Origin of the sequence: Fenollaria massiliensis, from assembly GCF_023347705.1 — a bacterium.
Lineage (GTDB): Bacteria > Bacillota > Clostridia > Tissierellales > Peptoniphilaceae > Fenollaria > Fenollaria massiliensis.
Genome location: NZ_CP096649.1, coordinates 1,357,540 through 1,383,754 on the forward strand (window position 1 = coordinate 1,357,540; position 26,215 = coordinate 1,383,754).

Below are 26,215 nucleotides of genomic sequence, written 5' to 3' on the forward strand. Positions count from 1 at the left end.
ATAATTTGTTGTCAAGTGTTTATTTTATTATATTCAATTTCATAAAAAATGGGCTCTGCATCTAGCAAAGCCCATAATCATTTTTCTATTATCTTATTTAAATTTATCTAATCTCTTGAATATCTTTTCCTTACCTAATAAGTAAAGTATCCTATCCATTTCTGGTCCGTGTACTGAGAAGGAAATCATCGCTCTAACTGGCATATAAAGGTTTTTGCCTTTGATGCCTGTCTTCTTTTGTATGCTCTTCATGAATGTCTTGGCGTAATCAAGTGTGATTTCGTCTACTGATGAAAGCTCTTCTTCGATTGCGTTTGCAAGTACTTTTGCGTTCTCTGCGTTTTCGCCTTCAAGAAACTCTTTTGTTTCATCTGCAAGTGGAAGCTCTTCAAATATGAATTTTGCCTTTTCTGGCAATTCTGTCATTAGTGAGATGGAGTCCTTAAGTGTATCGATTAAAACTTCCATATACTCTTTATTATTTTTCGCAAAATCTTCTGTGATTAGTCCTGCCTTAATTAGTTCTTCGCTTGCTTCTTCTCGTAATACATTTATATCTTGATTTCTTAAGAATTGTGCGTTAACCCAATCAAGTTTGTCCTTATCAAAGATACCGCCTGTCTTAGAAACTCTTTCGAAGGAGAATTCTTTGATTAGCTCATCCATGGTAAATATTTCTTTATTATCTTCTGGTGACCAGCCAACTAGTGCTAAGTAGTTATTTAACGCTTCTGGCAAATAGCCTTTGTCTTTGAAGTCTTCTACTGATACGTCGCCTTGTCTCTTTGATAATTTCTTTCTATCTTTGTTAAGTACTGTTGGTAAGTGAACGTACTCTGGCTTTTCCCATCCAAGTGCCTCGTATAAAAATACGTGCTTTGGTGTAGATGGTAGCCACTCTTCCCCTCTAACGATGTGTGTTATACCCATTAGGTGGTCGTCAACTACGACTGCCATGTGATATGTTGGGAAACCGTCAGACTTTAGTAGTACTTGATCATCTATATCTTCTGTGTTGATTGTGATGTCGCCTCTAACTACGTCGTGGAATGTTATGTCTGTATCCTTTGGTAATTTTAGTCTAACTACGTATGGCTCGCCATTTGCCACTCTTTTCTTTGCTTCATCAAGAGGAATATTTCTACAGAAGCCATCATACTTTGGTATAAGGCCTTTAATTTGTCTTTCTTCTCTGATTCTATCAAGTCTTTCCTTATCGCAGAAGCAGTAGTATGCCTTGCCTTCTTCGATTAGCTGATCAACATATTTTCTATATATATCAAGTCTTTCTGATTGTATATATGGACCGTAGTCACCTTTTTGAACTACTTTGCCATCTTCAATAAAAACGCCTTCGCTGTAGTGTATACCAGCCCAGTGAAGTGAGTTTATCAAGTTTTCTATAGCGCCTTCGACATAACGTGTTCTGTCTGTGTCTTCAATTCTTAAGATGAAGTCGCCGCCCATCTTTTCAGCAAATAAATAGTTATATAGCGCTGTTCTTAATGAGCCTATGTGCACAAAACCTGTTGGCGACGGTGCAAATCTTACTCTAACTTTTTTATCCACGATTATTCTTCCTTTCCTTTATATATGCAATGATCTTGTTAATAGCTTCGCTAGCATCTATCTCTTCATTTTCCATCTCACGACGAGTTGAGTACTCAACCTTGCCTTCGCTAGCAAGCTTACCTACTGTAATTCTTAGAGGTATACCGATTAGGTCTCTGTCGTTAAACTTAACGCCGGCTCTTTCTGCTCTATCATCAAGAAGCACTTCGACCTTCTCCGCCAATAGTTTTTGATAAATTTCTTCAGCAAGTTTATTTTGCTCTTCGTCTTTTACATTGACTATTGTTACGATGGCTTCGTATGGACATGATGATATCGGCCAGATGATGCCCTTTTCGTCGTTGTTTTGCTCAACTATGGCAGATACTGTTCTTGAAATGCCAACGCCGTAGCAGCCCATCCAAAAGTATTCGTCCTTGCCATTCTCATCCAAGAATGTTGCCTTCATTGATTTTGAGTACTTTTGACCAAGTTGGAAGATGTTTCCGACTTCGATGCCTCTCTTGAACTCAAGTTTGCCGCCGCACTTAGGACACACATCGCCCTCAGCTATCATTAGTAAATCGTCTACGAATTCAAATTTTTCATTGTCACTAATATTATAGTTCATATAGTGATAATTTTCTTCGTTAGCACCTATAATAGCATTTTTGATGTTTTTAACTCTTTCATCGGCTATAAGTCTGTCTGCTTTTAGACCGATAGGACCAGTATAGCCTGGGAAGGAACCCATGGACTTGATGTCTTCGTCGCCCATCATTTCTATCTCGTGCTCTGCGCAGCCAAGATGCTTTATTAATTTTGTTAGGTTAAGCTCTCTTGATCCTGGTATGAATACAACGATTCTTTCTCCCTTAACCATTAGGTCAACTGCTTTAAGGCATCTATCTTTATCAACTTTTAAAAGTTTTGCTAGATCGTCAATAGTTTTAACGCCTTTTGTCTCAACTTTTTCAAGCTCTTTTATATCTTCATTACTATTGTCATAATTATAAGCTACTTCTGCTTTTTCATCAGTCGCTGAAAAATCGCAGCTATCGCAATATGTGATCACGCCTTCACCAACGTCTGATAAAGCAGTGAACTCGTGTGACTCGTTACCACCGATGGCGCCTGAGTCGCCTCTAACTATCCTGTAATCAAGTTCAAGTCTGTCATAGATATTTTCATAAGCTTCCCACATGTTCTTATAGCTGGCTACCATATCCTCTTGAGTCTTGTCAAAGGAGTAAGCGTCTTTCATCAAAAACTCTCTCGCTCTATTGATACCAAATCTCGGTCTCTTCTCGTCTCTGTACTTAGTTTTGATTTGGTAGATATTTATTGGCAGCTTTTTATATGAGTTCACATCGCTTCTTATAAGGTCTGTGAAAAACTCTTCGGCTGTTGGCGCAAGACAGAATTCTCTGTCGTTTCTGTCCTTTAGCTTAAACATCTCTGGTCCGAAGGTGTCCCATCTACCTGACTCTTCCCAAAGCTCTCTTGGCTGAACAGCACTCATGTTGATCTCTTGAGCGTCGTGTGAGTCCATCTCTTCTCTAACTATCTGTTCAATCTTTCTGATTACTCTATAGCCAAGGTTCATGTATGAATAAATTCCTGAGGCGCTCTTCTTGATAAAGCCGCCTCTTAATAGTAACTTGTGTGATGCAATCTCTGCTTCGCTAGGATCCTCTCTCAATGTTTTAAAAAACATTTTACTCATTCTCATAGCTTTTTTCCTCCTCTTGGTACTCGTAGTTTTCTTTTTGCGCGTTGAACATCTTGTAGTAAAGGCTGTCTGTCTTTTGCATTAGATTGTGATGCGTGTCAAAATCTTCTACAGTACCGTTATTTATTAACAAAATTCTATCGCAGAATATCGACGAACTCATTCTGTGTGAAATGTATATCGATGTCTTCTCCTTAACAAGGTAGTTGAAGTTCTCGTAAATCTCCGCCTCGCTCTTCGGGTCAAGTGCCGATGTTGGCTCGTCAAGTATAACTAGCTCGCTGTCCTTGTACAAGCTTCTTGCAATTGCTAGCTTTTGGAACTGTCCTTGCGATAGTTTTTCTCCCGTTTCAGAGTAGCCCATGGAGACCTTTGTGTCCATACCGCTACTTAACGAATTAATTTTATCATATATATCAATATCTTTCAATACTTTCACAACTTTTTCTCTGTCGTAATCAGTCTTTGATGCAACCGTCTCTGCCACAGGGAAATTATATATATTATAGTCTTGGAACACAACGGAGATAAGTTTTTGGTACTCATCCATCTTTATCTTATTTATCTCAAGGCCATTAAGCAGTATCTCGCCCTTTGTTGGCTCATATAACCTAGTCATTAACTTGATGATGGTAGTCTTGCCAGCACCATTAAGACCAACTATAGAAATCTTTTCGCCCTTATTAATCTTAAAGGATAAATTCTTTAAAACGTAGTCTTCAGAGCTTGGGTACTTGAACCAAACGTCTTTAAACTCAATCGTGTCAATGGACTTAGGCATTTCATATTCATATTCTTTTGCCTTTTCTTCTGGTAGCATCATAAATCTATAGTAAGGCTCTGTCATGTTCCTCATCATAATCATGTTAACATAATTTTGCGAGATGATTCTAACTCTTTGGTTGAAGTTAACAAAGGCCGATGTGTATAAAGCGAAGGAACCGATTGAGATTTGCGGGCCAAAAACATTCGATACGGCTCTTACTGATATATAGATGTAGCTTAAAGCTCTCGATACGCCGTCTAAGATACCACTAAAAAAGAATGAAAGTGAGTTTATGGTATACATATTCGCTATACCTGCGCTTATGTCTTTCATTAATTTATATATGGATCCATTGACCAAGTTATGCATGGTGAATAGCTTTACATCCATCATCTTGCTATTGTCATAAATAATATTCATGTAAGCAGAAAATTTTCTGTTTATATCTTCAAGTGAAGCTAGGAAGTCACCCATCTTCTTGTTAGCCCAAGCGCCTATGACAAAGTTTAGGCAAGCTACTAGAAGAAGTATTACTCCTAAAACCCAGGAGAAGCTAAAAGCAATGACTGCTAAGAAGATTACAACAACGAATGAAACAAAGACTTCCGCCGCTACTTGAGTGAAGTTTGCTAGAGGTGATTGAGTGCTCATGATGAAGTCCGCTTGGTCCTTAAGATTCATATAGTCTTTGTTCTCAAGCATTGAATAATCAAGCTTCATAGTCTTTTCGCATATATTGTAACGAATTCTTTGTTGCACGCCAGGAAGGTCTACGTTGTTGATGTAGTTGTTGACATAGCCAGGAATTTTCGCTAAGACAACGTTTGCAAGCACCATAAGTACTACATAAGTCACTATCTCGAAACCTCCGCCATTCATTATTGAGTCAATAACTAGTTTTGGCAAGAATACATTTATTAGTAAAAGTCCTGCTGATGACAGTGAGGCTAATAAGATTAAAAATACTGTTTTCTTGGAGTATTCCCAAATTGATTTGATCATGAAACCATATATCTTCATGTGTTCTTTAAAGTTTTTCATATTTAGGCCTCCTTAGTATAGTATTTACCTTGTATAGTGAACATTTCGTAATATTCACCCTTCTTCTTCATAAGATCATCGTGAGTGCCCTCTTCGAAGATCTTTCCTCCCTTTAATAAGATGATTCTATCGCAGAACTTTGTCGATGAAAGTCTATGTGAGATGTATATCGAGGTTCTGTCCTCTCTTAAGTCATTTAGCTTTGAATAAATTTCGTGCTCAGCAAGTGCATCGAGGTTTGCTGTTGGCTCATCAAGTATAAGTATAGGTGAGTCCTTGTACACAGCTCTCGAGATGGCAAGCTTTTGTTCTTGTCCGCCCGATAATTCAAGAGCGTCCTTAGCAACTTCATGAGACATGTTTCTTTCGTAAGCGTTTTTCTCTTCTTCGATACGCTCCTTAAGACCAACGTCCTCAATTGCTCTCTTGGCTCTTTCTAAATCATATGTCTCTTGCATCGATATATTATTACCAAGTGTATATGGATAGATATTTACCTGTTGGAATATGCAAGCAAACATCTTATATAGCTCTTCTTCTTTAAACTCGTTGATGTTTACGCCATTAAGAAGTATCTCGCCTTCGTCCGGTCTATATAATCTTACTAATAAATTGATTATAGTTGACTTACCCTCACCATTGTTACCAACTAGGGCGATAGTTTCGTTTTTAGCTATCTTAAAGCTTAGATTATCAAGCACTTTCTTGTCTGTATTTGGATAAGCAAAAGTAACATTTCTAAACTCAATATCAACCGCACCACTAAGTCTATCTCTAGTGCCATGGTCTGAATTTAACTTATCTGTTTCAAGTAAGTCATATAGATTTTCTACGTAAATAGTTTGATTAACAACAAAAAACTCGTAGTCTTCTATGGCTCTGTCGGCCAATAATACAAATTGTAGCATAAGTGTTAGATACATTAAGAAGCTACCTGTATCAACAGAGCCGTTTTTAAAGTTAAGTATAAGTGTATAAGCAAAAATGCCCTGTGCAAGAATTAAAATTAAAACTGATAAAAGGCTCTTTCTAAATGTTTTACGTACGCCACTTAGGCTAAAACTCTTTCTCTTATTGATAACGTTTTTGTAAGCATTAAGTATCATGTCTTTTAAGTTAAAAAGCCTAATCTCTTTACCAGATTTAAAGTCGCCAGCAGTTTTATTGTAGTATCTAATCTCATCAGTTATTTTATTTATCTCAGCATCATTATCTCTTACTTCTTTGTTTGCTTGTCTTTGTGCGTAGGCATAAGTTATTGCATACAAAAGAAGTAGGGCTCCTGTTAATGGTGATAGTGCCGTAATCACTCCGCCAATAAGTATAAGTGAGAGAATTATAGGTGCGGTTCTCGCAAACTCTCTAAGTGTACCCACAACGCCGCCCCAGTCACCGCTTGTTGCTTCAAAGGCCATGCCATACATCTTAAAGATGGATCTATCACTTATGTACTTAAAGTCGGCAGCCGCCATCTTTTTATTTTGCTCGTGCATTAGCTCAAACCTAGTTTTATTGGCAACTGTTAGTACTTGATTTGAGCAGTAAAGGCTCACGCCCTCAACTAAGAACTCCAAGACAAAAAAGCCAAGTGAGATTAGTAAAATCCTTCTAATCGCGTCTGTACCAGGATTTTCTACGACTCCAACTATTAGCTTAGGCATTAAGGATAATACTAGTGGAGCAAAGGCCCCTAAGATGCAGGCAAATAAGATGTAAAGAATCATCTTCCTGTCTGTTCTGATCGCGTCTCCAAGCAGGCGCTTCAGTGTTTTTGTGTACTTCATTTCTCTCCTCCTACGAGTTAAGCTCTTTATTGACATTAACTAAGACAAGCTCTGCCTCGTCAAGTGCATCCTTAAGCTTTTTACTCTTCTTTAAATTTTCCTTCGTATATAATTTATTTGAGCTTTTAACTATGTTTGAGAAAGCCGCTAATAGATTGTCAAAACTCTTCTTAAGCTCTTCTTCATCAGCGAGCTTGTTCTTATGAACTTCTATCCTTGCACTTTCACCAGTAGCTAGGTCTATGGTTTCGCCAAGCTTTGGTGCGTATACCTCAAGGCCTTCGTCTCTAATTATCTTTTGCTTTAAAATTTCTTGTGCATCGATCTCGCCATGAACCAAGAATACTTTCTTAGGCTTATTATCAAAGGCATCTAGCCACTTTAGTAGCATATTTTGATCTGCATGTGCAGAAAAACCTTGTAAGTCATAAACTTCTAGACCCACGTCCACCATTTGACCAAAAAGCTTAACTCTTCTCACGCCACTGAGAATAATGCGACCTAAAGAGCCTTCTGCTTGGTAACCAACTATAACAAGCGAGTTTCTCTTATCCCACAGACAGTTCTTTAAGTGATGCCTTATTCTGCCTGCTGTCATCATGCCTGATGATGCGATGATAACCTTTGGTCCTTCGTCCACATTAAGTGCCTTTGAGTCCTCTGTCTCGCGGATGTACTTTAAGTGCTTAAACATAAGTGGATCGTCGCCCGACTTAAGCAGCTTTTGTGTATCCTCGTCCAAAACATCGTAGTTACGCATAAATACTTCTGTCGCGTCGACCGCCATTGGCGAGTCAAGAAAAACTCTTATATTATTATTTTTTCTCTTCTCGAACTCTTTGTTTAATAAGTATACGAGCTCTTGACTCCTACCAACTGCAAAGCTTGGTATTAGAACGGTTCCTCCTCTAGCAACAGTTTTATCTATGATCTCAATCAGCTTTTGAGTGCTGTCCGTAAGTTCTTCGTGATTGCGATTACCATAAGTTGACTCCATTATGACGTAGTCCGCGTCCTTAATGAATGTCGGATCCTTTAGTAGAGGCCTATCTGGCATACCAAGGTCACCAGAAAAAACAAGTTTCGCCTCTTTGCCATCTTCATTTATATAAATTTCTATAATGGCTGAGCCAAGTATATGACCTGCATCTCTAAAAATGATTTTGATACCATCAAAGAGCTCTACTTCTTCACCATAAGCGTAGCCCCTAAGTAGTTTAAGGGTCTCATCAACGTCTACATCTGTGTAAAGAGGCTCAACTGGGTCAAGGCCCTGACGAAGGTTCTTCTTAGTCTCAGTCTCTGCATCTTGCATACCGATCTTTGCCGAGTCGTAGAGCATGACAGGAGCTAGGTCCATAGTCGCCTTAGTCATGATGACTTCGCCGTCGTAGCCGTCCTTAACCATCTTAGGAAGTCTTCCTATGTGATCTATGTGTGCGTGAGTGATGAGCACCTTGTCAATGTCTTTTACATTGTAGTCAAATGGCCTTTTGTTCAGCTCTTCAAGGTCCTTACTGCCTTGAAACATGCCGCAGTCTATGACTATCTTCTTACCGCAGGCTTCAAGCAAATAGTTGGAGCCGGTTACTTCTTGTGCCGCGCCTAAAAAACTTAGTTTCATAGTAATTCTCCTTTTTTATAAATATCTTCTACTATTGCGTCTATATCTACCTTTTCTTCTTCGCGTTTAACATCAGCTATAAGTGGTCTCGTTTGTGGATGGTCTGGCGAAAATACTGAGCAGCAGTCGTCGAAAGGCTCTATGGACTTATCATAAGTGCCTATCTTTTTAGCTATGTCAATGATGTCAAGCTTATCAAAGGCTATGAGCGGTCTAAATATAATCATGTCTGTCGCGTCCTCTATCGCTTTAATGCCATACATTGTCTGAGATGCGACTTGACCAATATTTTCCCCAGTGATGATGGCATCGTAGCCCTTGTCGTGAGCAAGCTTCTTCGCAACACGCATCATTATCCTTCTTGAAACGACTGTTGTGTACGAAACGTTCATATTTTGGTTGATGGCTGTGTATGCGTCAAGCATATTATATGAATATAATTTTATATCCCCAGTGTAGCTAGCGACTATGTCTCTAAGTCCTTTTACCTTATCAAGTGCTTGCAGCGAGGTAAATGGATATGAGTGAAAATGTATCGCGTCGACCTTAACGCCGCGCTTCGCCATCATATATAATGCGACTGGACTGTCTATGCCGCCTGATAGTAAGCAAAGTGCCTTGCCGTTAGTCGCCTTTGGCATGCCGCCCAGTGCTTTGTGCTTCTCTACTGAAACGTAAGCAAATTTCCTTATGTCTACGTAAACTTCATGTTCGGGCGTATGCACATCAACTTTTAGTCCTTCTGTATTTGTAAGTATGGCAGCGCCTACTTCCCTTGCTAGCTCCATCGAGTTAAGCGGGAATTTCTTGTCCGCTCTTGTGGATGACGCTTTGAAAGTGCCTTTTAAATTTTTTTCTTTAACTAGGTCTATAGCAAGGCGCCTGATCACTTCAATATCTTTTTCGCATCTATAAGCTTTTCTGATCCAAACTATGCCAAAAACTTTTTTTAGTGCTTCAATTGCTTTTTCAGATTTTGCATCGTCCACTTCTATAATAATTTTGCCGATATCGTTATAAAGGCTGTCGTAACCGATATCTTTTAAGTTTTTGTCGATGTTTGAGATAAGTTTTTGCTCGAAGTACCTTCTGTTGCCGCCCTTTAGGTGCATCTCGCCCTCACTTATGATTAAATACACTTTATCTGTCATCATTTTTTAACACTCCTAATAAATTTAACCGCTTTTTTAATAAGTTCCGCCGCTTTTAAGACCTCTTCTTCAGTATTCATCTCAGAAAATGAAATTCTAACTGTCTCTTCAGCTTCTTTTTCGCTGTATCCATAGCCCTCAAGTACGCGCATGTGCTTTTTTTGCTTCGATGAGCAAGCAGAAGACGTTGAAATGTAGACCTCATCTTGCTCCAAGATATGAACTAGTACCTCTGCCTTGATATTATCAAAAGCTACCGACATAACGTATGGCGAATAGCCCTCGCCCTCTGAGTGAACGTTAACGCCATCAAGCTCTTTTAGGCTAGCTATCATTTTATTTTTTAAATTATTTACATATTTATAATTATTTTCAAGATTTTTATCCAAAATTTTAACCGCTTCAGCTAGAGCTAAAACGCCTGGAACATTCTCAGTCCCTGCTCTTAGAGAAAATTCTTGCTCGCCTCCATAGATAAGCGGCTTAACTAAATGAGTATCGCGTGCGTAAAGGCAGCCAATGCCCTTAGGTGCGTGAACCTTGTGACCTGACATCGACAGAAAATCAATGTTTCCTTCGCTTAAATCGATACGAAGCTTGCCAAAGGCTTGAACCGCATCAGTCGCAAAAATTATATCTGGATAAAGCTTCTTTACTTCACGAGCAATATTTTCTACGTCTATGATGCTGCCAACTTCGTTGTTGACATGCATAAGTGAAACAAAGCCAAAACTATCATCAAGCTTAGTTAAAACGTCATCTAAAATGATTTGTCCATCATGCGGATGAATTTTAATCACTTCAAAACCATTTGCAATTAAATTGTCAATAGGCTTGTTCATAGCTTGATGCTCCACCGCCGTAGTCAAAATTTTCTTTTTCTTTATATCCTTAATCGAATTTACAATAATGTTGTTTGCTTCACTTGCGCAAGACGTAAAAATTATCTCGCCAGACTTGATATTAAGAAATTTTTTGATAGTCTCCCTTGCCTCTTCAAAGTCATTCCTTAGTAAAAAGCCTGCCTTATGTATACTCGATGGATTAGCATAAGTCACTTCAAACGCATGAAGCGCCGCTTCCATCGCCTCTTTATATACTTTTGTTGTTGCACAATTATCTAAATAAATCATAAACCTCACCAGTTCTATTATATTATAAAGCTGAGTAAATAGCAATAAAAAAGTGACTAAGACTTGCTTAATCACTTATATAAATTAATTAAAATATTTTGCTTGTGCACTCCACATTTCCTTGTACTTTTCATTTCGTTTTAATAATTCTTCATGTGGTGCGCTATCTATAATCTTGCCGTCGTGGAATAAAATAACTCTGTTTGCAAATTTACAAGCACTCATCCTGTGAGAAATGAATATGACCGTCTTGCCCTTAGCTGCCTCATTAAAGCTCTCGAAAATTTTCATCTCAGACTTTGGATCAAGTTTTGATGTCGGCTCGTCAAATATCAAGATATCCTTATCATTGTATAGAGCTCTTGCTAGTGCAATTTTTTGGCTTTCACCGCCAGAGATATCCACACCATCTTCGTCAATGTCTGTGTATATATATTGTTCTAAGTCATAAGCTTTTTCAAAATTAGCGAGCTTTAAAACTCTTTCGCACTCATCAGCATTATAATTTTCACTTGTGGCAATATTTTCTCCAAGCTTAAATGAAAATAGATAAAAGTCTTGACTCACTACTCCAATATTTTTCGCAGTAAAATCAAGTGAAGATACATCACCATCAATAAGAAGGCAACCTTCATTTGCTTTGTATAAACCTGTTAGCAAATTTACAAAAGTCGTTTTACCTGAACCATTTTCTCCAACTATTGCAATTTTTTCGCCTCGCCTTATTTCAAGATTAAGATTTTTTAGCTGAGTAATTTTTGAATCTGGATAGGAAAAGCCTAAATCCTTTACACTAATCAAAGTCTCTGTAAAATCTTTTTCCTTTACTTCAAATTTTTTATCAGATTTCAAATTAAGTATATCATACAAAATCGCTATTTTAGGCTCAAGTGCTTTTTCTTCGCCAATAGTTTTGATAAGCTCCTTTGCTGCTTCACAAAGTGCTTTAAAAGCACCATAGTATATTATAATCTTGTCTACGCCAAAGAGACCGCCTTTTGCCTTAATGGCAAGCATAATTAAGAACAAAATTCCAAGCGTCGATAGCAAAAGATCATCCATGCCTTCACTAAAACCTGTTCTTCTTGCAATTTTCTTTCTTAATCCAAGACCACTCTTTACAAAATTCTCGTTTATATCATCAAGTATAAAAGCCTTCTCGTCATAAATTTTAATCTGCTTTAACGACTCGTAATCAGAGAGTAACCTCATGTAATAATCGTAAATCTTATATTTTTTCGCATAGGTCTCTCTATCGATTTCGTTCTTTTCTTCTGCCCTCTTCCTAAAATTGATTAATGCATAAGTAATTACTAGCATTAAAAATATTATTAGCAAAGGAAAATATTTTGAGCCAAAAACTTTAATATCCACAGATTTTGATAGTGCTGGATAAAAGCTAATTAATGATACTATTGCTATAATAATGCTGATTATATTAACAGTAAAATTATAAAATTGATACATCGCTTCCATGTAAATGGTGCTCATTCCGTCACTTTCTTCTTTGTGTCTTAAAATTTTGTCCTTTGTATCTTTAGCTTCAAGGTCCTTAAAATCTAGCGAAAACAATTTTTTAATAAGAATATTTTTTTCATTAGTATTTAAATAGTCGCCGTACTCTAACTTATAGTTTTCAGTGATGTTTTTAATATAGTGAAGTGCAAAGGATATTGCCGCTGCTGCCACAGAAAATTTTATTATAAAGCTAATTTCTCTAGCTTCGATTATAAATTTTAGTAAGTAGCCAGAGATGTAGACAAAGATAAAAGGCTCAGCTGCACATAATAAAGCATTTAGAAAAACTGTTGGCAATATGCTTTTTTTAATTTTGTAGATGTCTTTATAAACTTGCTTCTTCATTTTCATTCTCCTTATAATACTTAGCTTGCATATCAAACATAGCCTTGTATTTTCCGCCTAAGTTCATAAGCTCATCATAAGTTCCAAGTTCGGCAATACTTTTGTCATCTAAGTAAATAATTCTGTCGCAGAACCTCGTTGATGTAATTCTGTGTGAAATGAATATCGCCATCTTGTCCTCAGTAAAGTCTTTATACTTTAGATAAAGTTTTTCTTCAGCAATCGGATCTAAAGCTGATGTTGGCTCATCAAGTATCAATAAGTCGCTATCTTTCATAAGAGATTTGATGAATAAAAGCTTTTGTGTTTCGCCGCCAGAAAAACCTTCTACTTTATTATCTTCGATATTTATTAGCTCAGTATCCAAGCCGTTTTCTAGTGAAGTAAATCTATTACTTAAACCCATCTCATCAATAAACTTTTCTGCCTGAACCCTATCTTGATGCTTATCATCCAAATTATTAATAAGCGTAGTCGGCATCAAAAAGTAATCTTGGAAGAGAGCGCTTATCCTCTTGTAAATAGACTTTTTATCGTAAAGATCAATATCGATGCCATTGATTAAAATCCTGCCGCTGCTAGCATCAAAAAGCTTTGTAATAAGCTTAATAAGAGTCGTTTTGCCAGCGCCATTCTCCCCAACTATGGCGATTGACTCACCTTTTTTGATAGTAAGATTAATATTCTTTAAAATTTCATTATCCTCATCATATGCAAAAGAAACATCTTCTAGTTTTATCTCATCTATTGACTTTAAAATAATTTTTTCAGTATTAAGATCTGCCTTGTCTTGAACAAAAGTCCTGTACTTGTCGCAAACAAGAGAAATTCTCCTAAGCGACCTTATATGACCCGAGAAATTATTTAGCCGCTCTGAAAAACCAACTACTAAGCTTAGATAAAAGATAAAATTCGCTGCACTTATCTCTTCATTAAGAACGCTCTTTGTAAGTAAAACGTATGTAAATAAGTCTCTGATGAAGCCAAAGATGCCTTCGACTAAAGAGACTCGATTAGCTTTTTTAGTCCATCCGCGAAGAAGCGAGTAATATGCTTTTGATATCTTATCTAGGTGATAGACTAGCCATGAAAGAGCATTGTTTAAGCGAATCTCTTTTTGTGCGCCATCGTCTAAAGAAACTTTATACATATAGTAGTGCCTTGACTCTTCATTAGCCATCTCATCAGTGATTGCGTCTCCATATAGCATAAGCCTATCTTGGAAATAGGCTGTAATAAGTGCTGAAATTAAGATAATTAAAACTAATTTATAGCTAAGAAAAGAAAAAATAATTGCATAAGCGAAAAACCCTAAAAAAGATGTGATAAGCTTAGAAAGTCTAATCGCAGACCAAGCGCCATCAGCTTGTTCTCCTTCAAAAGCAAAGGACTTCGATCTTTCGAATAAAGATTTTTGCTCTGCTGTTTTAAAATCAAGTAGATCCTTATCCATAAGAGCAGAGATAAGGTCTACACCGTAGAGCATACTGACCCTAGTTTGGAAAAAATCATTTCTAGTATCCATCCAGGTGTTTAAAATTTTTAATAAAATGTAAAAAATAAATAGACTGATTAAACTTAAGATAAATTGTTCAGCGTCAAGACCTTCGATAATCGCTGCTGTTATCGTTTTAAGTATATATGCATCAAAAAGCGGTATTATTATTGTAACAATAGCCGACAAAAATACAAGGATAGTCCCAAAACTATCTTTCTTAAACCAATTTTTAATTAAAAATTTGATATTGCTAGAAAAACTATGCTTCATTTACGTCCTCTGATATATTTATCCTATAAATTTTATTCTTCAAAGATATTTTAAAGCATAATTGTACTTACGTCAAGTTTTACATAAAATATTATTTGAATATTCTTAATATTTTAATCTTTTTCTTGAAAAAAATCAATACTTGTGATAAAATATCTTTATATATGAGGAGGGAAGAATATGGACATAAGACAAATAGAAACTTTTGTTGAGGTCGTTAGACTTGAAAGTTTCTCGAAAGCTGCAGAAAAGCTGTTTATCACGCAACCAACAGTCTCCAATCACATAACTGCTCTTGAAAAAGAAGTCGGTAGCGAGCTTATTGACAGAAGCGGCAGACTCTTTAGAGTTACGCCAACTGGACGAATTTTGTACGAGCATGCGGAGAAGATTATTGACCAGATTAATAACGCTAAGTATGAGATTGACGCATACGACCAAGGTCTTCAGGGCAAGATAAGCATTTTGTCAAGTTCCATCCCAAGAGAGTACATACTTCCTGATCTTATAAAATCATTTTTAAATGAACATCCAAAGATTAGTTTTTCGCTTCAAGGAAGTGACTCAAAGGAAGCGATTAAGAAAATCATATCTTATGAAAATGACTTTGCAATCGTCGGAAAGATGACTGGTAACCCAAAACTTGACTTTGTTAAGCTTGTTAAAGATACCAGCGTACTTATAGTTCCAAATGAAAAATTTGAAAATCTTAAGAATGGCGATTCAGTTAAATTTGAAGATATTCTTGATGAAGATTTTATTTTAAGAGAATATGGTTCCGCCTCGCTTGAAACAATAATCAACGCTATTTACCAAAGTTCTAAAGATGCTAGAAAACTTAGGATAGTTGGCACTTGCGATGACAATGAATCAATCAAGTCATTAGTTAGCAAAGGTGTTGGTCTAAGTTTTATGAACAAGATTGCGATTGAAAGAGATATTAAAGAAAATAGATTTAAGTACTTAAATATAAAGGGCGTGAACTTCTCAAGAGACTTTTATTTCTTGTATCACAGAGAAAAGCCACTTAGTCCACTTGGTAAGAGATTTAAGGATTTTGTACTGGATTATGTAAAGAAACATAAATAAATTATTTTTTAAATCTATAAAATCCATAGAATTTGATTTAGATAAAATTAAAAATTTTAAATATATTTAACAATTTATTTTGGAGTTACGCTTATGTAGCTCCATTTTTTTATAGACAAGTAAAAGCAGATGCACGTATTATGCATCTGCTTTTGTAGTCACTAATTTATTTAAATTAGATCTTAAATTTTAATTTTTTAGATAAAACAAGATGATTATGCGAAGTAAATCAACCTTCAGAACCAAATTGTTTTTTACTAATTTTGAAGAGAAAATGCATGGATTAGGCGAAGTGGAGCTTTGAGACAAACGGAACGTACTAATGGTACGTGAGTATTGCCGAAAAGCGAACGAGCCTAGGCCGGCATTTTAATTCAAAATTTTTTATTTTACTAAATGACAGGCTACAAAATGTCCCGGCTCCACTTCCTTTAGTGTAGGATGTGTACCATTGCAAATGCCTTCGTCTCTCATAGGGCATCTACCATAGAAAACGCATCTATCTGGTGGATCGATTGGGCTTGGAACGTCGCCTTTAAGTATAATTCTTTCTTGTTTGTAGTCATATTCAGGTACTGGAATTGCTGAAAGAAGTGCTTTTGTGTATGGATGCAATGTGTTTTCAAATATTTGCTTGTAGTCTGCTAGTTCAACCATACGACCAAGGTACATTACTGCAACTCTGTCTGAAAGGTGACGAACAACTGAAAGGTCATGTGATATAAATAAGTATGTTAGTCCTTTTTCCTTTTGTATGTCTTGAAGAAGGTTTAGTACTTGAGCTTGTATTGATACGTCAAGTGCTGATACTGGCTCATCAAGTACTATGAACTCAGGTCTCATTACTAGGGCTCTTGCTATACCAATTCTTTGTCTTCTTCCTCCGTCTAGTTCATGTGGGTAGGAGTTCATAAGTCTTTTTTCAAGACCTACTGTTTCCATCATTTCAAGAACTACTTTTTCTATTTCTTTCTTACTATCGTAAATTTTGTTTACATAAAGTGCGTCTGCAATTAAATCAAATGTGTTTAGTCTTGGGTTAAGTGATGAATATGGGTCTTGGAAAACAATTTGCATTTCGCGTCTTAATTGATGCATTTCCTTTTTAGTGTGACGATTCATGATGTTTTCACCGTTAAACCATATTTCTCCACTAGTTGGCTCATGTAATCTAATTATTGCACGACCAGCAGTTGACTTACCACAGCCTGACTCGCCTACAAGGCCAAGTGTTTCTCCTTTCTTTATTTCAAAGTTAAGGTCTTCAACTGCATGTAGAACGCCCTTTTTAGTCGGAAAGTACTTACATAAATGTTTTACTTCAATGAAATTTTCGCTCATAACTTTCCTCCTCTACTTTTCTTCTGACTCATTCTCTGTATGAGCTTCGCCTTCTACACCCATGGCTGCGTCTTTATATAAGAAGCATTTAACATAGTGACCTGGGCTTACTTCGTATACTGGTGGATTTTCAGTTTTGCACATTTCCATGCACTTAGTGCATCTTGGGTGGAACTTACAGCCACATGGTAAATCTGTTGGGTCTGGTGTCATACCAGGAATAACTTGAAGTCTTTCAACATCTCCAGTTAATTTTGGTATTGACGAGAAAAGTCCAACTGTATATGGATGCTTCTTGTCTGTGTATATATCCTTTGTAGTACCGCTTTCAACAACTTCTCCAGCATAAACAACCGCTACTTTATCGGCTATTTCAGCGATAACACCTAAGTCGTGAGTAATCATGATGATGGATGTATCAAACTTGCTCTTAAGGTCCTTCATTAGCTCCATAACTTGAGCTTGTATAGTAACGTCTAGAGCAGTTGTTGGCTCGTCCGCAATGATTATCTCTGGGTTACAAGCAAGAGCCATGGCGATAACTATTCTTTGTTTCATACCACCAGAAAGTTGATGAGGATAGTCATTAACTCTTTCACGTCTGATACCAACTAGATCAAGCATTTCAAGGGTCTTTTCTCTTCTTCCGTTCTTGTCAAGTTTAGTGTGAAGAGCAAGAACTTCTTCGATTTGCTTACCTATAGTCATAACAGGGTTAAGACTTGTCATTGGATCTTGGAAGATCATGGAGATCTTTTCCCCTCTAATCTTTCTCATGTCTTTTTCTTTAGTTTGTAATATGTCATTACCTTCGAACTCAATCTCTCCTGAAGTAATAATTCCAGGTGGATCAGGAACTAAGTTAAGTATTGCAAGAGCAGTAGTAGTCTTGCCGGCACCTGTTTCTCCAACAAGGCCAAGTGTCTCTTTCTTATTTAGAGACAAGTTCATGCCATTAACGGCTTTAACAACACCTGAATCTGTATTGAACTCAACAGATAGGTCTCTTATATTAAGTAAATTTCCTTTTTCCATAGTAACCTCCTACCTCTTAAGCTTAGGGTCAAGTGCATCTCTAAGACCATCGCCCATAACATTAAGAGCAAAGATGGTAATAACGATGGCTAAACCTGGGAACAATGTAATGTGTGGGAAGTCCATGATATATGAACGACCATCCGAAAGCATAGCGCCCCACTCTGGTGTAGGTGGTTCAAGTCCTAATCCTATGAAGGATAGACCTGCCGCGTTAATAATTGCATAGGCAACACCAAGAGTTGCTTGAACTATGATAGGTGCCATACAGTTTGGAATTATGTGTTTGAAGATGATTCTAAGGTCACTTGAGCCATTGGCCTTAGCTGCTTCAACAAATTCATTATCTTTTATTGTTAAAACCGAGCTTCTAACAATTCTGGCGTATGCTGGAACCGAAGCTATACCAACGGCAATCATAAGGTTTGCAAGGCCTGTGCCTAGCGCACTCATGATGGCTATAGCTAAAAGTATATCTGGTATAGCTTGAAGCACGTCTATAAATCTCATAACTAGTGTGTCGACTTTACCGCCGTAGTAACCAGTAACAGCTCCTAGTGTTACACCCAGTGCTAAGGCGATGGATACTGATATGAATCCAACCTTTAAACTGATTCTAGATCCGTAAACAACACGAGAGAATATATCACGGCCCAAGTGGTCTGTACCGAAAATGAATTGAGAGTTTGGTGTTTGGTATGTTGGACCAACCATATCATTGAATGTATATGGTGCAACTACGTCTGCGAATATCGCAACCAAAACAAGTATGATAAGTATAAGTAGACCTACCATAGCAAGTTTGTTTCTCTTCATTCTCTTTAAAACTTCACTAAGACCTGTTTGTCTTTTTGATTTTTTAACTGATTGTTCTTTATTCATATTTTTTTCTGCCATATCATCACCTACATATATTGACTCTTAACTCTTGGATCTATGAATGTATATAGTATGTCGACAATTAGATTTACAAGGGCAAATGTAACTGCAACGAACAATACGCATCCCATAACAAGAGGTATGTCTCTCATCTTGATTGAATCTACCATAAGTCTGCCTATGCCAGGAATACTAAATATAACTTCAGTCATTAGCGCTCCACCCATAAGTTGTCCGAATTGTGTACCGATAACTGTTGTGATAGGGATAAGGGCATTTGCAAGAGCATGCTTTCTGATGATAACTTTTTGATCTTGACCTTTTGCCTTAGCAGTTCTGATGTAGTCTTGTCTAATTACTTCAAGCATAGAGCTTCTTGTTTGTCTTGTGATAACAGAAACAGATTGAGCTCCTAATGCTATCGCTGGTAGAACCCATTGATTAGGCATATCAAAGCCTGATGCAGGTAGCCAGCCTAGTTGCACACTAAATAGCATGATTAGTAGTAAACCTAACCAGAATACTGGCATTGAGATACCAATTAGGGCAAATATCATTGTCAAGTTATCAAATATACTATATTGTTTTACTGCTGATATGATACCTATAGGTATACCTAGTAAAACTGCGAATGTTATAGCTAAAAATGCTAGTCTAATTGTTGCGCCTGCTCTGTTGCCAATTTCTTGAACAACAGGCATTCTTGTTCTGTAACTACGACCTAAGTCACCTTTAAACACTAGGTTAGATATGTATCTACCAAATTGCGTGAAGAATGGATCGTTTAAGCCAAGTTCTTCTCTAAGTTCTGCTACTTGCTCTTCTGTGGCTGATGGGCCTAAGATGTTACGAGCGGGGTCTCCAGGTGTTATGTATAATAACCAGAAAACGAAGAGACTTACAAGCAAGATAACAGGTATTAAATAGAGGATTCTCTTAATAACGTATTTTATCATAATGCCTCCGATATAATTGAACTATGTGAGGGGGAAGATATCCTCCTCCCCCTTCACTATTTGTAATATTCTAATATTTTACTACTTAGTCTTAACTTCTACTTTGTTTAACTTGTAGAATCCAAAGCTGTTCATTTCAAAACCTTCAACATTCTTAGATGTCGCTACAGTTAATTCTGACCAGTATTCAGGGATCCAAATTTGATTGTCAAGAATGTACTCTTGAGCTTTTCTGTAGATTTCGCCTCTCTTTGTTTCGTCAAGTTCTTGTCTAGCGTCATCTAACATCTTATCCATTTCTGGATCTTCTAACCAGCAGTAGTTACCGCCTTCGCCCTTTGCACTTGAGTGGAAGCAAGGGAATAAGAATGCGTCTGGGTCTGGTGTATCAGAAATCCAAGCGATTTCGAACATATCTTGTTTAGCATTCTTTAGTACGTCGTTGAATGCAGACCATTCCATAACGTTGATAGTTACGTTGATACCAACTTCTTTAAGTTGTTCTTTGATGATTGTTGCCATGTCAACACGTTGTTTTCTTTCGTTAGTAGAGATAGTTGTATCAAAGCCGTTAGGATATCCTGCTTCAGCAAGAAGTGCCTTAGCCTTTTCAATGTCTCTAGTTTTTGCCTTAGTTTCTCCACCGATAGAGTATTTTAATGTTGGTGGCATTGAGTTAGATGCAGTTGTACCTAGACCTAACCAAACCTTTGGAATTAAATCTTCCATATCGATAGCGTATGCTATAGCTTGACGAACCTTTGGATTGTCAAAAGGTGCCTTTTGAGTGTTGAATCCTAGGTAAGTTGTACCATAGTCAGCTGATTTTAACATAACAAGATTTTCATCTTTTTCAACTTTTTCAACATCAAGTGGTTGTAGTTCATAAATGATATCTGCTCCACCAGTTTGAAGTTCAACTAGTCTGTTAGTTGGTTCAGGGATAATCTTGTATTCAACCTTAGCCATCTTAGCCTTTTCTCCATAGTAGTCTTCATTTCTGCTTAGCTTGATAGCGTTAGCCTTAGACCATTCATCAAGTTTGAAAGGACCTGTACCACAAACTTTATCAGTAGAAGTACCGTAGCTGTCTCCAGCTGCTTCAACTTCTTTTTGGCAAAGGATTGATCCACCTGGATGCATTAAAGATGCAATGATACCAGGATAAGGGAACTTAAGATTGAATCTTACAGTGTAATCATCGTCAGCCTTGATAGAGTCTTCATCGATAGTGTTAAACAAGTGTTTAACGTTAGGTGCTTCACACGCACGCTTCAATGAGAATACAACGTCTGAAGCCTTCATTTCGTCTCCGTTGTGGAACTTAACTCCTTTTCTTAAATGGAAAACATATTCAGTGTCAGAAACCTTATCATAGCTTTCAGCTAGTAAAGGAACTTCTTCTGCCTTATCATTTAGTTCGAATAGACCTTCATAAATTTGAACTAAAACTTTTGATGATGCGTTATCATTAGTTCCCATTGGGTCTAGAGATATAGCATCTGAGTCGTTAGCGATTACAAGTGTGTCCTTGTCGCCTTTCTTTTCTCCAGTTGATTTGTTGCCACCACCGCAACCAGTAAGTACTGTCATAACAAGCGCTAGTGCCAAGATAAGTGAAATAAACTTCTTCATAAAAACCTCCTTGCATTTCTGCGTGTGCTTAAGACCTAAGTGGTCCTAGCTATAGTCTAAGAGCCCCGTATGTATGGTATAAATGCTATGTTCTTGCTAATCGGAATCGGTCTACTAATTCTTCATGAGCTCGTGTTAACAGCGATATGCTCTACCTAATTAAAGCTCTTTTATATATTATACCACTACTTATTTAAGATTACAAGTATTTTGATCAAAATACTACTTTACACGTAAAACTTTTTTCGAGAATAGAAATAATTAATACTTATTAATCATATTAATATTATAAATGTAATCCCAATTATACTTAATAATAAAAATAATACTTATAATAAAAAATATAAAAAAGATGCACCCAATATTTAGGTGCATCAAAAAGGATTTGAAATGACTTTACGCAAAGCTCTTTCCGATCATATATTGCCTTGCGTAAATTAATTAAGTTTTTTATTTTTCAAGTGTAATGATTGTGTGAAGTAATTTTCAGTCTGCATAGCAAAATTTTTCATTAAATTATTAGATGAAATTATTTTTTTCGTAAATTTATTAGATGAAATTATCTTTATTCGTAAATTTATTAAATAAAATTATCTTTATTCACTAGTTTTGCAGAGCAAGGAAGAACCTCACCCATTTGCAAAGCTTCGCTTTGAATGGGTCCCGAGAACCTTGATGCTTCGCACTTGAGCTAGATTGAGCGATGTGGACCGACGAAGCAAGCGATTCTCACTAATAGTAAATAAGCATAGCTAAAATTTTACTAATAGATAAAATTATCTTTATCACAAATTTATTAGATAAAATTATTTGTATTCGTAAATTTTGAAGAGAAAATGCATGGATTAGGCGAAGTGGAGCTTTGAGGCAAGCGGAGTGTACATATAGTACTCGAGCATTGCCAAAAAGCGAACAAGCCTAATCCGGCATTTTAATTCAAAATTTAATTTAGAAAATTAATTGCTTGAGAGCGCGACTTAACCCCCAACTTCTTATACACTCTATAGATGTGTGTTTTGGATGTAGAGAGTGTGATGAAAAATCTATCGGCTATTTCTTGATTGCTTAGGCCTTCTTTTATACTTAGTAGGATTTGCTTTTCTCTTGAGCTTAGTGTGTCGTAGATCTTCTTACGGTTCAAAAAATCCCCCAATTTTTGTTCCGTCTGTATACTGAAGTTTTTTTCTTTAGACACGACTACTACCCCTTTTCTCATATCGAGAAGCGCTTGTCTAAGATTTGCTCCACTAAGTTCTTTGTCGATGATGCCATCGAGATAAAAGTCTTTTGGCGAAATTATCATTTCTGTGTTTGGCTTGTTAGTCATAAAGAGTATTCTATAGCGCCTGTCTTTAACGGCTATCATTTGTAGCTCGGGTATCTTTTTTCTTTCATCTAGTTCATCATCTACATAGATGAGAAAATCTACGCTCTTTATTCTTAAATATTCTTGAGCATCTGAGGCATCTCTAAAGCTTTCAACGACGTGCATATCGTTAAAAGCTGAAAGAGAGGCTCTTATGCCTAGGGCGTATATTTCTGAACCGCCAACTATTAATACTCTAAATGATTTAAGCGCCATAAACTATTGTTCCGTTCTTAATTACTTTATATGTGTGGTTTATACCGAAGTGATATACGAAGTAATCAATATTTTCACAGTTAAAGATGGCGATGTCGGCCTTCTTACCAACTTCAAGCGAACCTATGGATTCCGTTCTAAGTACGCTTGCTGCTGCGTTTATGGTAGCAGCATTAAATACTTCTTCTGGTGTCATTCTCATTTTGATTGAAGCTATTTGCATTGCTAATTGAATATTTTCAGATGGGCATGAACCTGGATTGTAGTCTGTTGAGATACTTACTGGGCATCCCTCTTCTATCATCTTTCTAGCTCTAGCGTATTTGCCTGTGTTTAGATTAAATGCTGTTGATGGAAGTACGTTTGCTATAACCCCATTAGCTGCCATGGCCTTGATGCCTTCATCTGATGCGCCTATCAAGTGATCTGCTGAAACGCATTTTAGCTCAGCGCTTAGTTCAGCGCCTCCAAAGCTAATTAGTTCATCTGCATGTATTTTAAGCTTAAAGCCAGTTTTTCTTGATGCTTCAAGCACTCTTATTGACTCATCTATAGTATAAACGCCGTCTTCACAGAAAATATCTGCAAATTCTGCAAGTCCTTTTTCCATAACTTTTGGATTATATTCATTGATAACCTTATTAATAAAGGCTTCTCTGTCGTTTTTGTACTCATCTGGCATAGCATGGCATGGCATAAATGTTGATACTAAATCGATTGGATGATCTTCGTTTAATTTTTTAGCTACTTCTAATTGTTTTAGCTCTGTATCGAAGTCTTCTATACCATAGCCTGACTTTGCTTCAACAGTTGTAACACCATAGCTTAGCATTATGTCAAGTGATTTTTTTGCCTTTTCATAAAGCTCTTCAAAGCTTGCTTCTTTGGTATGTCTTTGTGTTGCGTGTATACCGCCACCTGCGTTCATTATGTCCATATATGTCTTGCCATGAAGCTTCATGGAGAGCTCATTTTCTCTTGAGCCCCCATGAACAAGGTGTGTATGTGAGTCTACAAGGCCTGGTGTAACTAATTTGCCAGTCGCATCGATGACTGTAGCTTTGCTCTCATCTACTCCCATAGCCTTATACTCATCCATAGTACCTAAGGCTTTTATTTTATCGTCTTCTGTTATTAAATATGCGTTTTTGATTATTTCTACTTCGCCTTGTGCTTTGCCTGCTCTAACTTTACCGTGGGCCTTTGTTGCTAAAAGCGAAGAAATATTTTTAATTATGACGCTTTGCTTCATATTCATCCACCTTTGCCATTTCTTTTTCTATAATTTTGTCGTCTACTAGATAAGGAATAGTAATGTGGTCAGTGTCTTTGTGATCCTTGTTATATTGTATTGCTGTTTCGATTGAGTGGTCGTTTCTAGCCCAGCTTCTTCTAGCTACACCGCTCATAACGTCCCAAGGCATAGCTGCCTTAAGTATTGTATCTACTCTGTCTGATCCGTCTAGAACCATACCGAAGCCGCCGTTGATTGATTTACCTATACCAACGCCACCTCCGTTATGAAGAGCTACCATGGACATACCTCTAGCGCAGTTACCTGCGAAACATTGTGTAGCCATGTCTGCCATGATGTTTGATCCGTCCTTGATGTTTGATGTTTCTCTAAATGGTGAGTCAGTTCCTGATACGTCGTGATGGTCACGGCCTAGCATGATTGGGCCTACTTCGCCCTTTCTAACCATATCGTTGAACTTAAGAGCAATTTTTAATCTACCGATTTCATCTTGGTAAAGTATTCTTGCTTGTGAGCCAACTACTAATTTATTCTTTTCAGCGTCTCTTATCCAAATGTAGTTATCAAGGTCTTGACCTCTTCTGTCTTTGTCAATGCATTCCATAGCTGCGTGGTCAGTCTTGATTAGGTCTTCTTCCTTATTTGATAAGCAAACCCATCTAAATGGTCCGTAACCATAGTCAAATAGCATTGGTCCCATGATATCTTCAACATAGCTTGGGAAGATGAATCCTTCTGATTCGTCAACGCCGTTCTTAGCTATCTCTTTAACGCCTGCATCGAAAACTGATTTCATGAAGGAGTTACCATAGTCAAAGAAATATGTTCCTCTATCTACTAATGTTTTGATTAATTCAAAGTGATGCTTTAATGTTTTGTCAACTAATTTACAGAAGCCTTCTTTGTCTTCAGCAAGCATCTTAGTTCTTTCTTCAAATGTTAAGCCTTGTGGGCAATATCCTCCGTCGTATTGAGCGTGGCATGATGTTTGGTCAGAAAGAAGTTCTACGTGAACGTTATTTTTAACGCAGTATTCTAGTAGATCTACGATGTTACCATGGTAAGCGATTGCTCTAGGAGTCTTGCTATCTCTTGCTTCGTTAGCCCATTTGAATACTTGATCAAGGTCGTCTGAACATTCATCTATCCAGCCTTGTTCAAGTCTTGTGTTGATTCTTGAAATATCAACTTCTGCGATGATACCAACACCATTGGCAATCTTAGCTGCCTTACCTTGAGCACCACTCATTCCGCCTAAACCAGATGAAATGAAGATGTGTCCTCTTAGGTCACCATCATGTGGAACGCCTAATTTTAGACGAGCTGCGTTAAGAACTGTATTGTATGTGCCGTGAACTATACCTTGTGGTCCAATGTACATCCAGCCACCAGCAGTCATTTGTCCATAGTTTGCAACGCCCATGGCAACTGCTTTGTGCCAATATTTTTGGTTGTCAAACTCACCTATCATTAATGAGTTTGTGATTATAACTCTTGGTGAAGTCTTGTGGCTTCTGAATAAGCCTAGTGGGTGACCTGATTCCATTACAAGTGTTTGTTCATCAGTTAAATTTTCTAGATATTTTTTAACTAGTCTGTATTGCATCCAGTTTTGCATAACTTGTCCTGTTTCACCATAAGTAACAAGTTCATAAGGATATAGTGCTACGTCAAAGTCTAGGTTATTGTCAATCATTAGTTGTATAGCCTTACCTTCGATGCATTTACCTTTGTATTCATCGATAGGTTTAGCCTTGATATTGCCCTCAGGTCTAAATCTATAGCCATAAATTCTTCCTCTAGTCATAAGCTCTTCCATAAATTCAGGAGCTAGTTCAGCGTGAAGCTCTTCTGGAATATATCTAAGTGCATTCCTTAAAGCTAGCTCTATCTCATGCTTTGAAAGAGTTAAGTCTCTAACAGGTGCTCTTCTAACCTTTGGATCAATCTTGTGCATCGGTGGTAAAACCGGATCAAGTTTGATTGTCATAGCGTCTTTAAGATCAAATTTCATAATTAACCTCCCTACT

18 protein-coding genes are annotated in these 26,215 nt (G+C 37.1%); 1 reads left to right on the forward strand and 17 read right to left on the reverse strand.

Annotated elements, in window-relative coordinates; translation table 11 throughout:
• Positions 1 to 93 precede the first annotated feature (93 nt).
• The 9 genes from gltX to M1R53_RS06665 all read right to left on the reverse strand — a co-directional run bounded on the left by gltX (position 94) and on the right by M1R53_RS06665 (position 14,413).
• Positions 94 to 1,569 carry a glutamate--tRNA ligase gene (gene gltX / locus M1R53_RS06625; RefSeq protein WP_019214131.1) on the reverse strand — a complete coding sequence of 492 codons (1,476 nt, stop codon included), beginning with the start codon at positions 1,567 to 1,569 and terminating at the stop codon, positions 94 to 96.
• Entirely contained in the window at positions 1,562 to 3,283 is a 1,722-nt protein-coding gene (locus M1R53_RS06630) for a proline--tRNA ligase (protein ID WP_249242452.1), read from the reverse strand. The genes gltX and M1R53_RS06630 overlap by 8 nt, the downstream gene beginning before the upstream one ends.
• On the reverse strand, positions 3,270 to 5,090 hold the full coding sequence (locus M1R53_RS06635; protein ID WP_249242453.1) for an ABC transporter ATP-binding protein: 1,821 nt from the start codon (positions 5,088 to 5,090) through the stop codon (positions 3,270 to 3,272). Before M1R53_RS06635 ends, M1R53_RS06630 begins: the two co-directional genes overlap by 14 nt.
• A gap of 2 nt (positions 5,091 to 5,092) precedes the next feature.
• Positions 5,093 to 6,874 carry an ABC transporter ATP-binding protein gene (locus M1R53_RS06640; protein WP_249242454.1) on the reverse strand — a complete coding sequence of 594 codons (1,782 nt, stop codon included), beginning with the start codon at positions 6,872 to 6,874 and terminating at the stop codon, positions 5,093 to 5,095.
• A gap of 10 nt (positions 6,875 to 6,884) precedes the next feature.
• Entirely contained in the window at positions 6,885 to 8,498 is a 1,614-nt protein-coding gene (locus M1R53_RS06645) for an MBL fold metallo-hydrolase RNA specificity domain-containing protein (protein WP_249242455.1), read from the reverse strand.
• Positions 8,495 to 9,652 carry a tRNA uracil 4-sulfurtransferase ThiI gene (gene thiI, locus M1R53_RS06650; RefSeq protein WP_249242456.1) on the reverse strand — a complete coding sequence of 386 codons (1,158 nt, stop codon included), beginning with the start codon at positions 9,650 to 9,652 and terminating at the stop codon, positions 8,495 to 8,497. The genes M1R53_RS06645 and thiI overlap by 4 nt, the downstream gene beginning before the upstream one ends.
• Positions 9,649 to 10,782, reverse strand: coding sequence for a cysteine desulfurase family protein (locus tag M1R53_RS06655; protein WP_249242457.1), 1,134 nt, complete (start codon positions 10,780 to 10,782; stop codon positions 9,649 to 9,651). Before M1R53_RS06655 ends, thiI begins: the two co-directional genes overlap by 4 nt.
• An 84-nt stretch (positions 10,783 to 10,866) precedes the next feature.
• Complete coding sequence (locus M1R53_RS06660) at positions 10,867 to 12,645, reverse strand: ABC transporter ATP-binding protein (RefSeq protein WP_249242458.1); 1,779 nt, start codon at positions 12,643 to 12,645, stop codon at positions 10,867 to 10,869.
• A complete protein-coding gene (locus M1R53_RS06665) occupies positions 12,626 to 14,413 on the reverse strand; it encodes an ABC transporter ATP-binding protein (RefSeq protein WP_249242459.1) in 1,788 nt (595 codons plus the stop codon). Before M1R53_RS06665 ends, M1R53_RS06660 begins: the two co-directional genes overlap by 20 nt.
• A 180-nt stretch (positions 14,414 to 14,593) precedes the next feature.
• Here M1R53_RS06665 and M1R53_RS06670 point away from each other — a divergent pair, with 180 nt between their 5' ends.
• The gene (locus M1R53_RS06670; protein ID WP_249242460.1) at positions 14,594 to 15,502 is read left to right on the forward strand and encodes a selenium metabolism-associated LysR family transcriptional regulator; all 909 of its coding nucleotides are present in this window, start codon (positions 14,594 to 14,596) and stop codon (positions 15,500 to 15,502) included.
• A 384-nt stretch (positions 15,503 to 15,886) separates the two neighbouring features.
• Here M1R53_RS06670 and M1R53_RS06675 read toward each other — a convergent pair whose 3' ends face one another.
• The 8 genes from M1R53_RS06675 to hutU form a co-directional block, all read right to left on the reverse strand.
• The gene (locus tag M1R53_RS06675) at positions 15,887 to 16,843 is read right to left on the reverse strand and encodes an ABC transporter ATP-binding protein (protein WP_249242461.1); all 957 of its coding nucleotides are present in this window, start codon (positions 16,841 to 16,843) and stop codon (positions 15,887 to 15,889) included.
• Between the two features lie 12 nt (positions 16,844 to 16,855).
• Entirely contained in the window at positions 16,856 to 17,878 is a 1,023-nt protein-coding gene (locus tag M1R53_RS06680; RefSeq protein ID WP_249242462.1) for an ABC transporter ATP-binding protein, read from the reverse strand.
• Between the two features lie 9 nt (positions 17,879 to 17,887).
• A complete protein-coding gene (locus M1R53_RS06685; RefSeq protein WP_019214144.1) occupies positions 17,888 to 18,775 on the reverse strand; it encodes an ABC transporter permease in 888 nt (295 codons plus the stop codon).
• Positions 18,776 to 18,783: 8 nt separating this feature from the next.
• Positions 18,784 to 19,713, reverse strand: coding sequence for an ABC transporter permease (locus M1R53_RS06690; protein WP_019214145.1), 930 nt, complete (start codon positions 19,711 to 19,713; stop codon positions 18,784 to 18,786).
• Positions 19,714 to 19,794: 81 nt separating this feature from the next.
• Positions 19,795 to 21,348, reverse strand: a complete 1,554-nt coding sequence (locus tag M1R53_RS06695; protein ID WP_249242463.1) for an ABC transporter substrate-binding protein — start codon at positions 21,346 to 21,348, stop codon at positions 19,795 to 19,797.
• 943 nt (positions 21,349 to 22,291) lie between these two features.
• Positions 22,292 to 22,930, reverse strand: a complete 639-nt coding sequence (locus M1R53_RS06700) for a response regulator transcription factor (RefSeq protein ID WP_249242464.1) — start codon at positions 22,928 to 22,930, stop codon at positions 22,292 to 22,294.
• On the reverse strand, positions 22,920 to 24,182 hold the full coding sequence (hutI, locus tag M1R53_RS06705) for an imidazolonepropionase (protein WP_249242465.1): 1,263 nt from the start codon (positions 24,180 to 24,182) through the stop codon (positions 22,920 to 22,922). Before hutI ends, M1R53_RS06700 begins: the two co-directional genes overlap by 11 nt.
• The gene (gene hutU, locus M1R53_RS06710) at positions 24,160 to 26,199 is read right to left on the reverse strand and encodes a urocanate hydratase (RefSeq protein WP_249242466.1); all 2,040 of its coding nucleotides are present in this window, start codon (positions 26,197 to 26,199) and stop codon (positions 24,160 to 24,162) included. Before hutU ends, hutI begins: the two co-directional genes overlap by 23 nt.
• Positions 26,200 to 26,215: the final 16 nt, after the last annotated feature.

What these genes read in the sequence shown, in the direction of transcription:
- M1R53_RS06630 (WP_249242452.1), bottom strand. Translation starts at nt 3,283, where the DNA reads ATGAGAATGAGTAAAATGTTTTTTAAAACATTGAGAGAGGATCCTAGC.
- M1R53_RS06635 (WP_249242453.1), bottom strand. Translation starts at nt 5,090, where the DNA reads ATGAAAAACTTTAAAGAACACATGAAGATATATGGTTTCATGATCAAA.
- M1R53_RS06640 (WP_249242454.1), bottom strand. Translation starts at nt 6,874, where the DNA reads ATGAAGTACACAAAAACACTGAAGCGCCTGCTTGGAGACGCGATCAGA.
- M1R53_RS06645 (WP_249242455.1), bottom strand. Translation starts at nt 8,498, where the DNA reads ATGAAACTAAGTTTTTTAGGCGCGGCACAAGAAGTAACCGGCTCCAAC.
- thiI (WP_249242456.1), bottom strand. Translation starts at nt 9,652, where the DNA reads ATGATGACAGATAAAGTGTATTTAATCATAAGTGAGGGCGAGATGCAC.
- M1R53_RS06655 (WP_249242457.1), bottom strand. Translation starts at nt 10,782, where the DNA reads ATGATTTATTTAGATAATTGTGCAACAACAAAAGTATATAAAGAGGCG.
- M1R53_RS06660 (WP_249242458.1), bottom strand. Translation starts at nt 12,645, where the DNA reads ATGAAGAAGCAAGTTTATAAAGACATCTACAAAATTAAAAAAAGCATA.
- M1R53_RS06665 (WP_249242459.1), bottom strand. Translation starts at nt 14,413, where the DNA reads ATGAAGCATAGTTTTTCTAGCAATATCAAATTTTTAATTAAAAATTGG.
- M1R53_RS06670 (WP_249242460.1), top strand. Translation starts at nt 14,594, where the DNA reads ATGGACATAAGACAAATAGAAACTTTTGTTGAGGTCGTTAGACTTGAA.
- M1R53_RS06675 (WP_249242461.1), bottom strand. Translation starts at nt 16,843, where the DNA reads ATGAGCGAAAATTTCATTGAAGTAAAACATTTATGTAAGTACTTTCCG.
- M1R53_RS06680 (WP_249242462.1), bottom strand. Translation starts at nt 17,878, where the DNA reads ATGGAAAAAGGAAATTTACTTAATATAAGAGACCTATCTGTTGAGTTC.
- M1R53_RS06685 (WP_019214144.1), bottom strand. Translation starts at nt 18,775, where the DNA reads ATGGCAGAAAAAAATATGAATAAAGAACAATCAGTTAAAAAATCAAAA.
- M1R53_RS06690 (WP_019214145.1), bottom strand. Translation starts at nt 19,713, where the DNA reads ATGATAAAATACGTTATTAAGAGAATCCTCTATTTAATACCTGTTATC.
- M1R53_RS06695 (WP_249242463.1), bottom strand. Translation starts at nt 21,348, where the DNA reads ATGAAGAAGTTTATTTCACTTATCTTGGCACTAGCGCTTGTTATGACA.
- M1R53_RS06700 (WP_249242464.1), bottom strand. Translation starts at nt 22,930, where the DNA reads ATGGCGCTTAAATCATTTAGAGTATTAATAGTTGGCGGTTCAGAAATA.
- hutI (WP_249242465.1), bottom strand. Translation starts at nt 24,182, where the DNA reads ATGAAGCAAAGCGTCATAATTAAAAATATTTCTTCGCTTTTAGCAACA.
- hutU (WP_249242466.1), bottom strand. Translation starts at nt 26,199, where the DNA reads ATGAAATTTGATCTTAAAGACGCTATGACAATCAAACTTGATCCGGTT.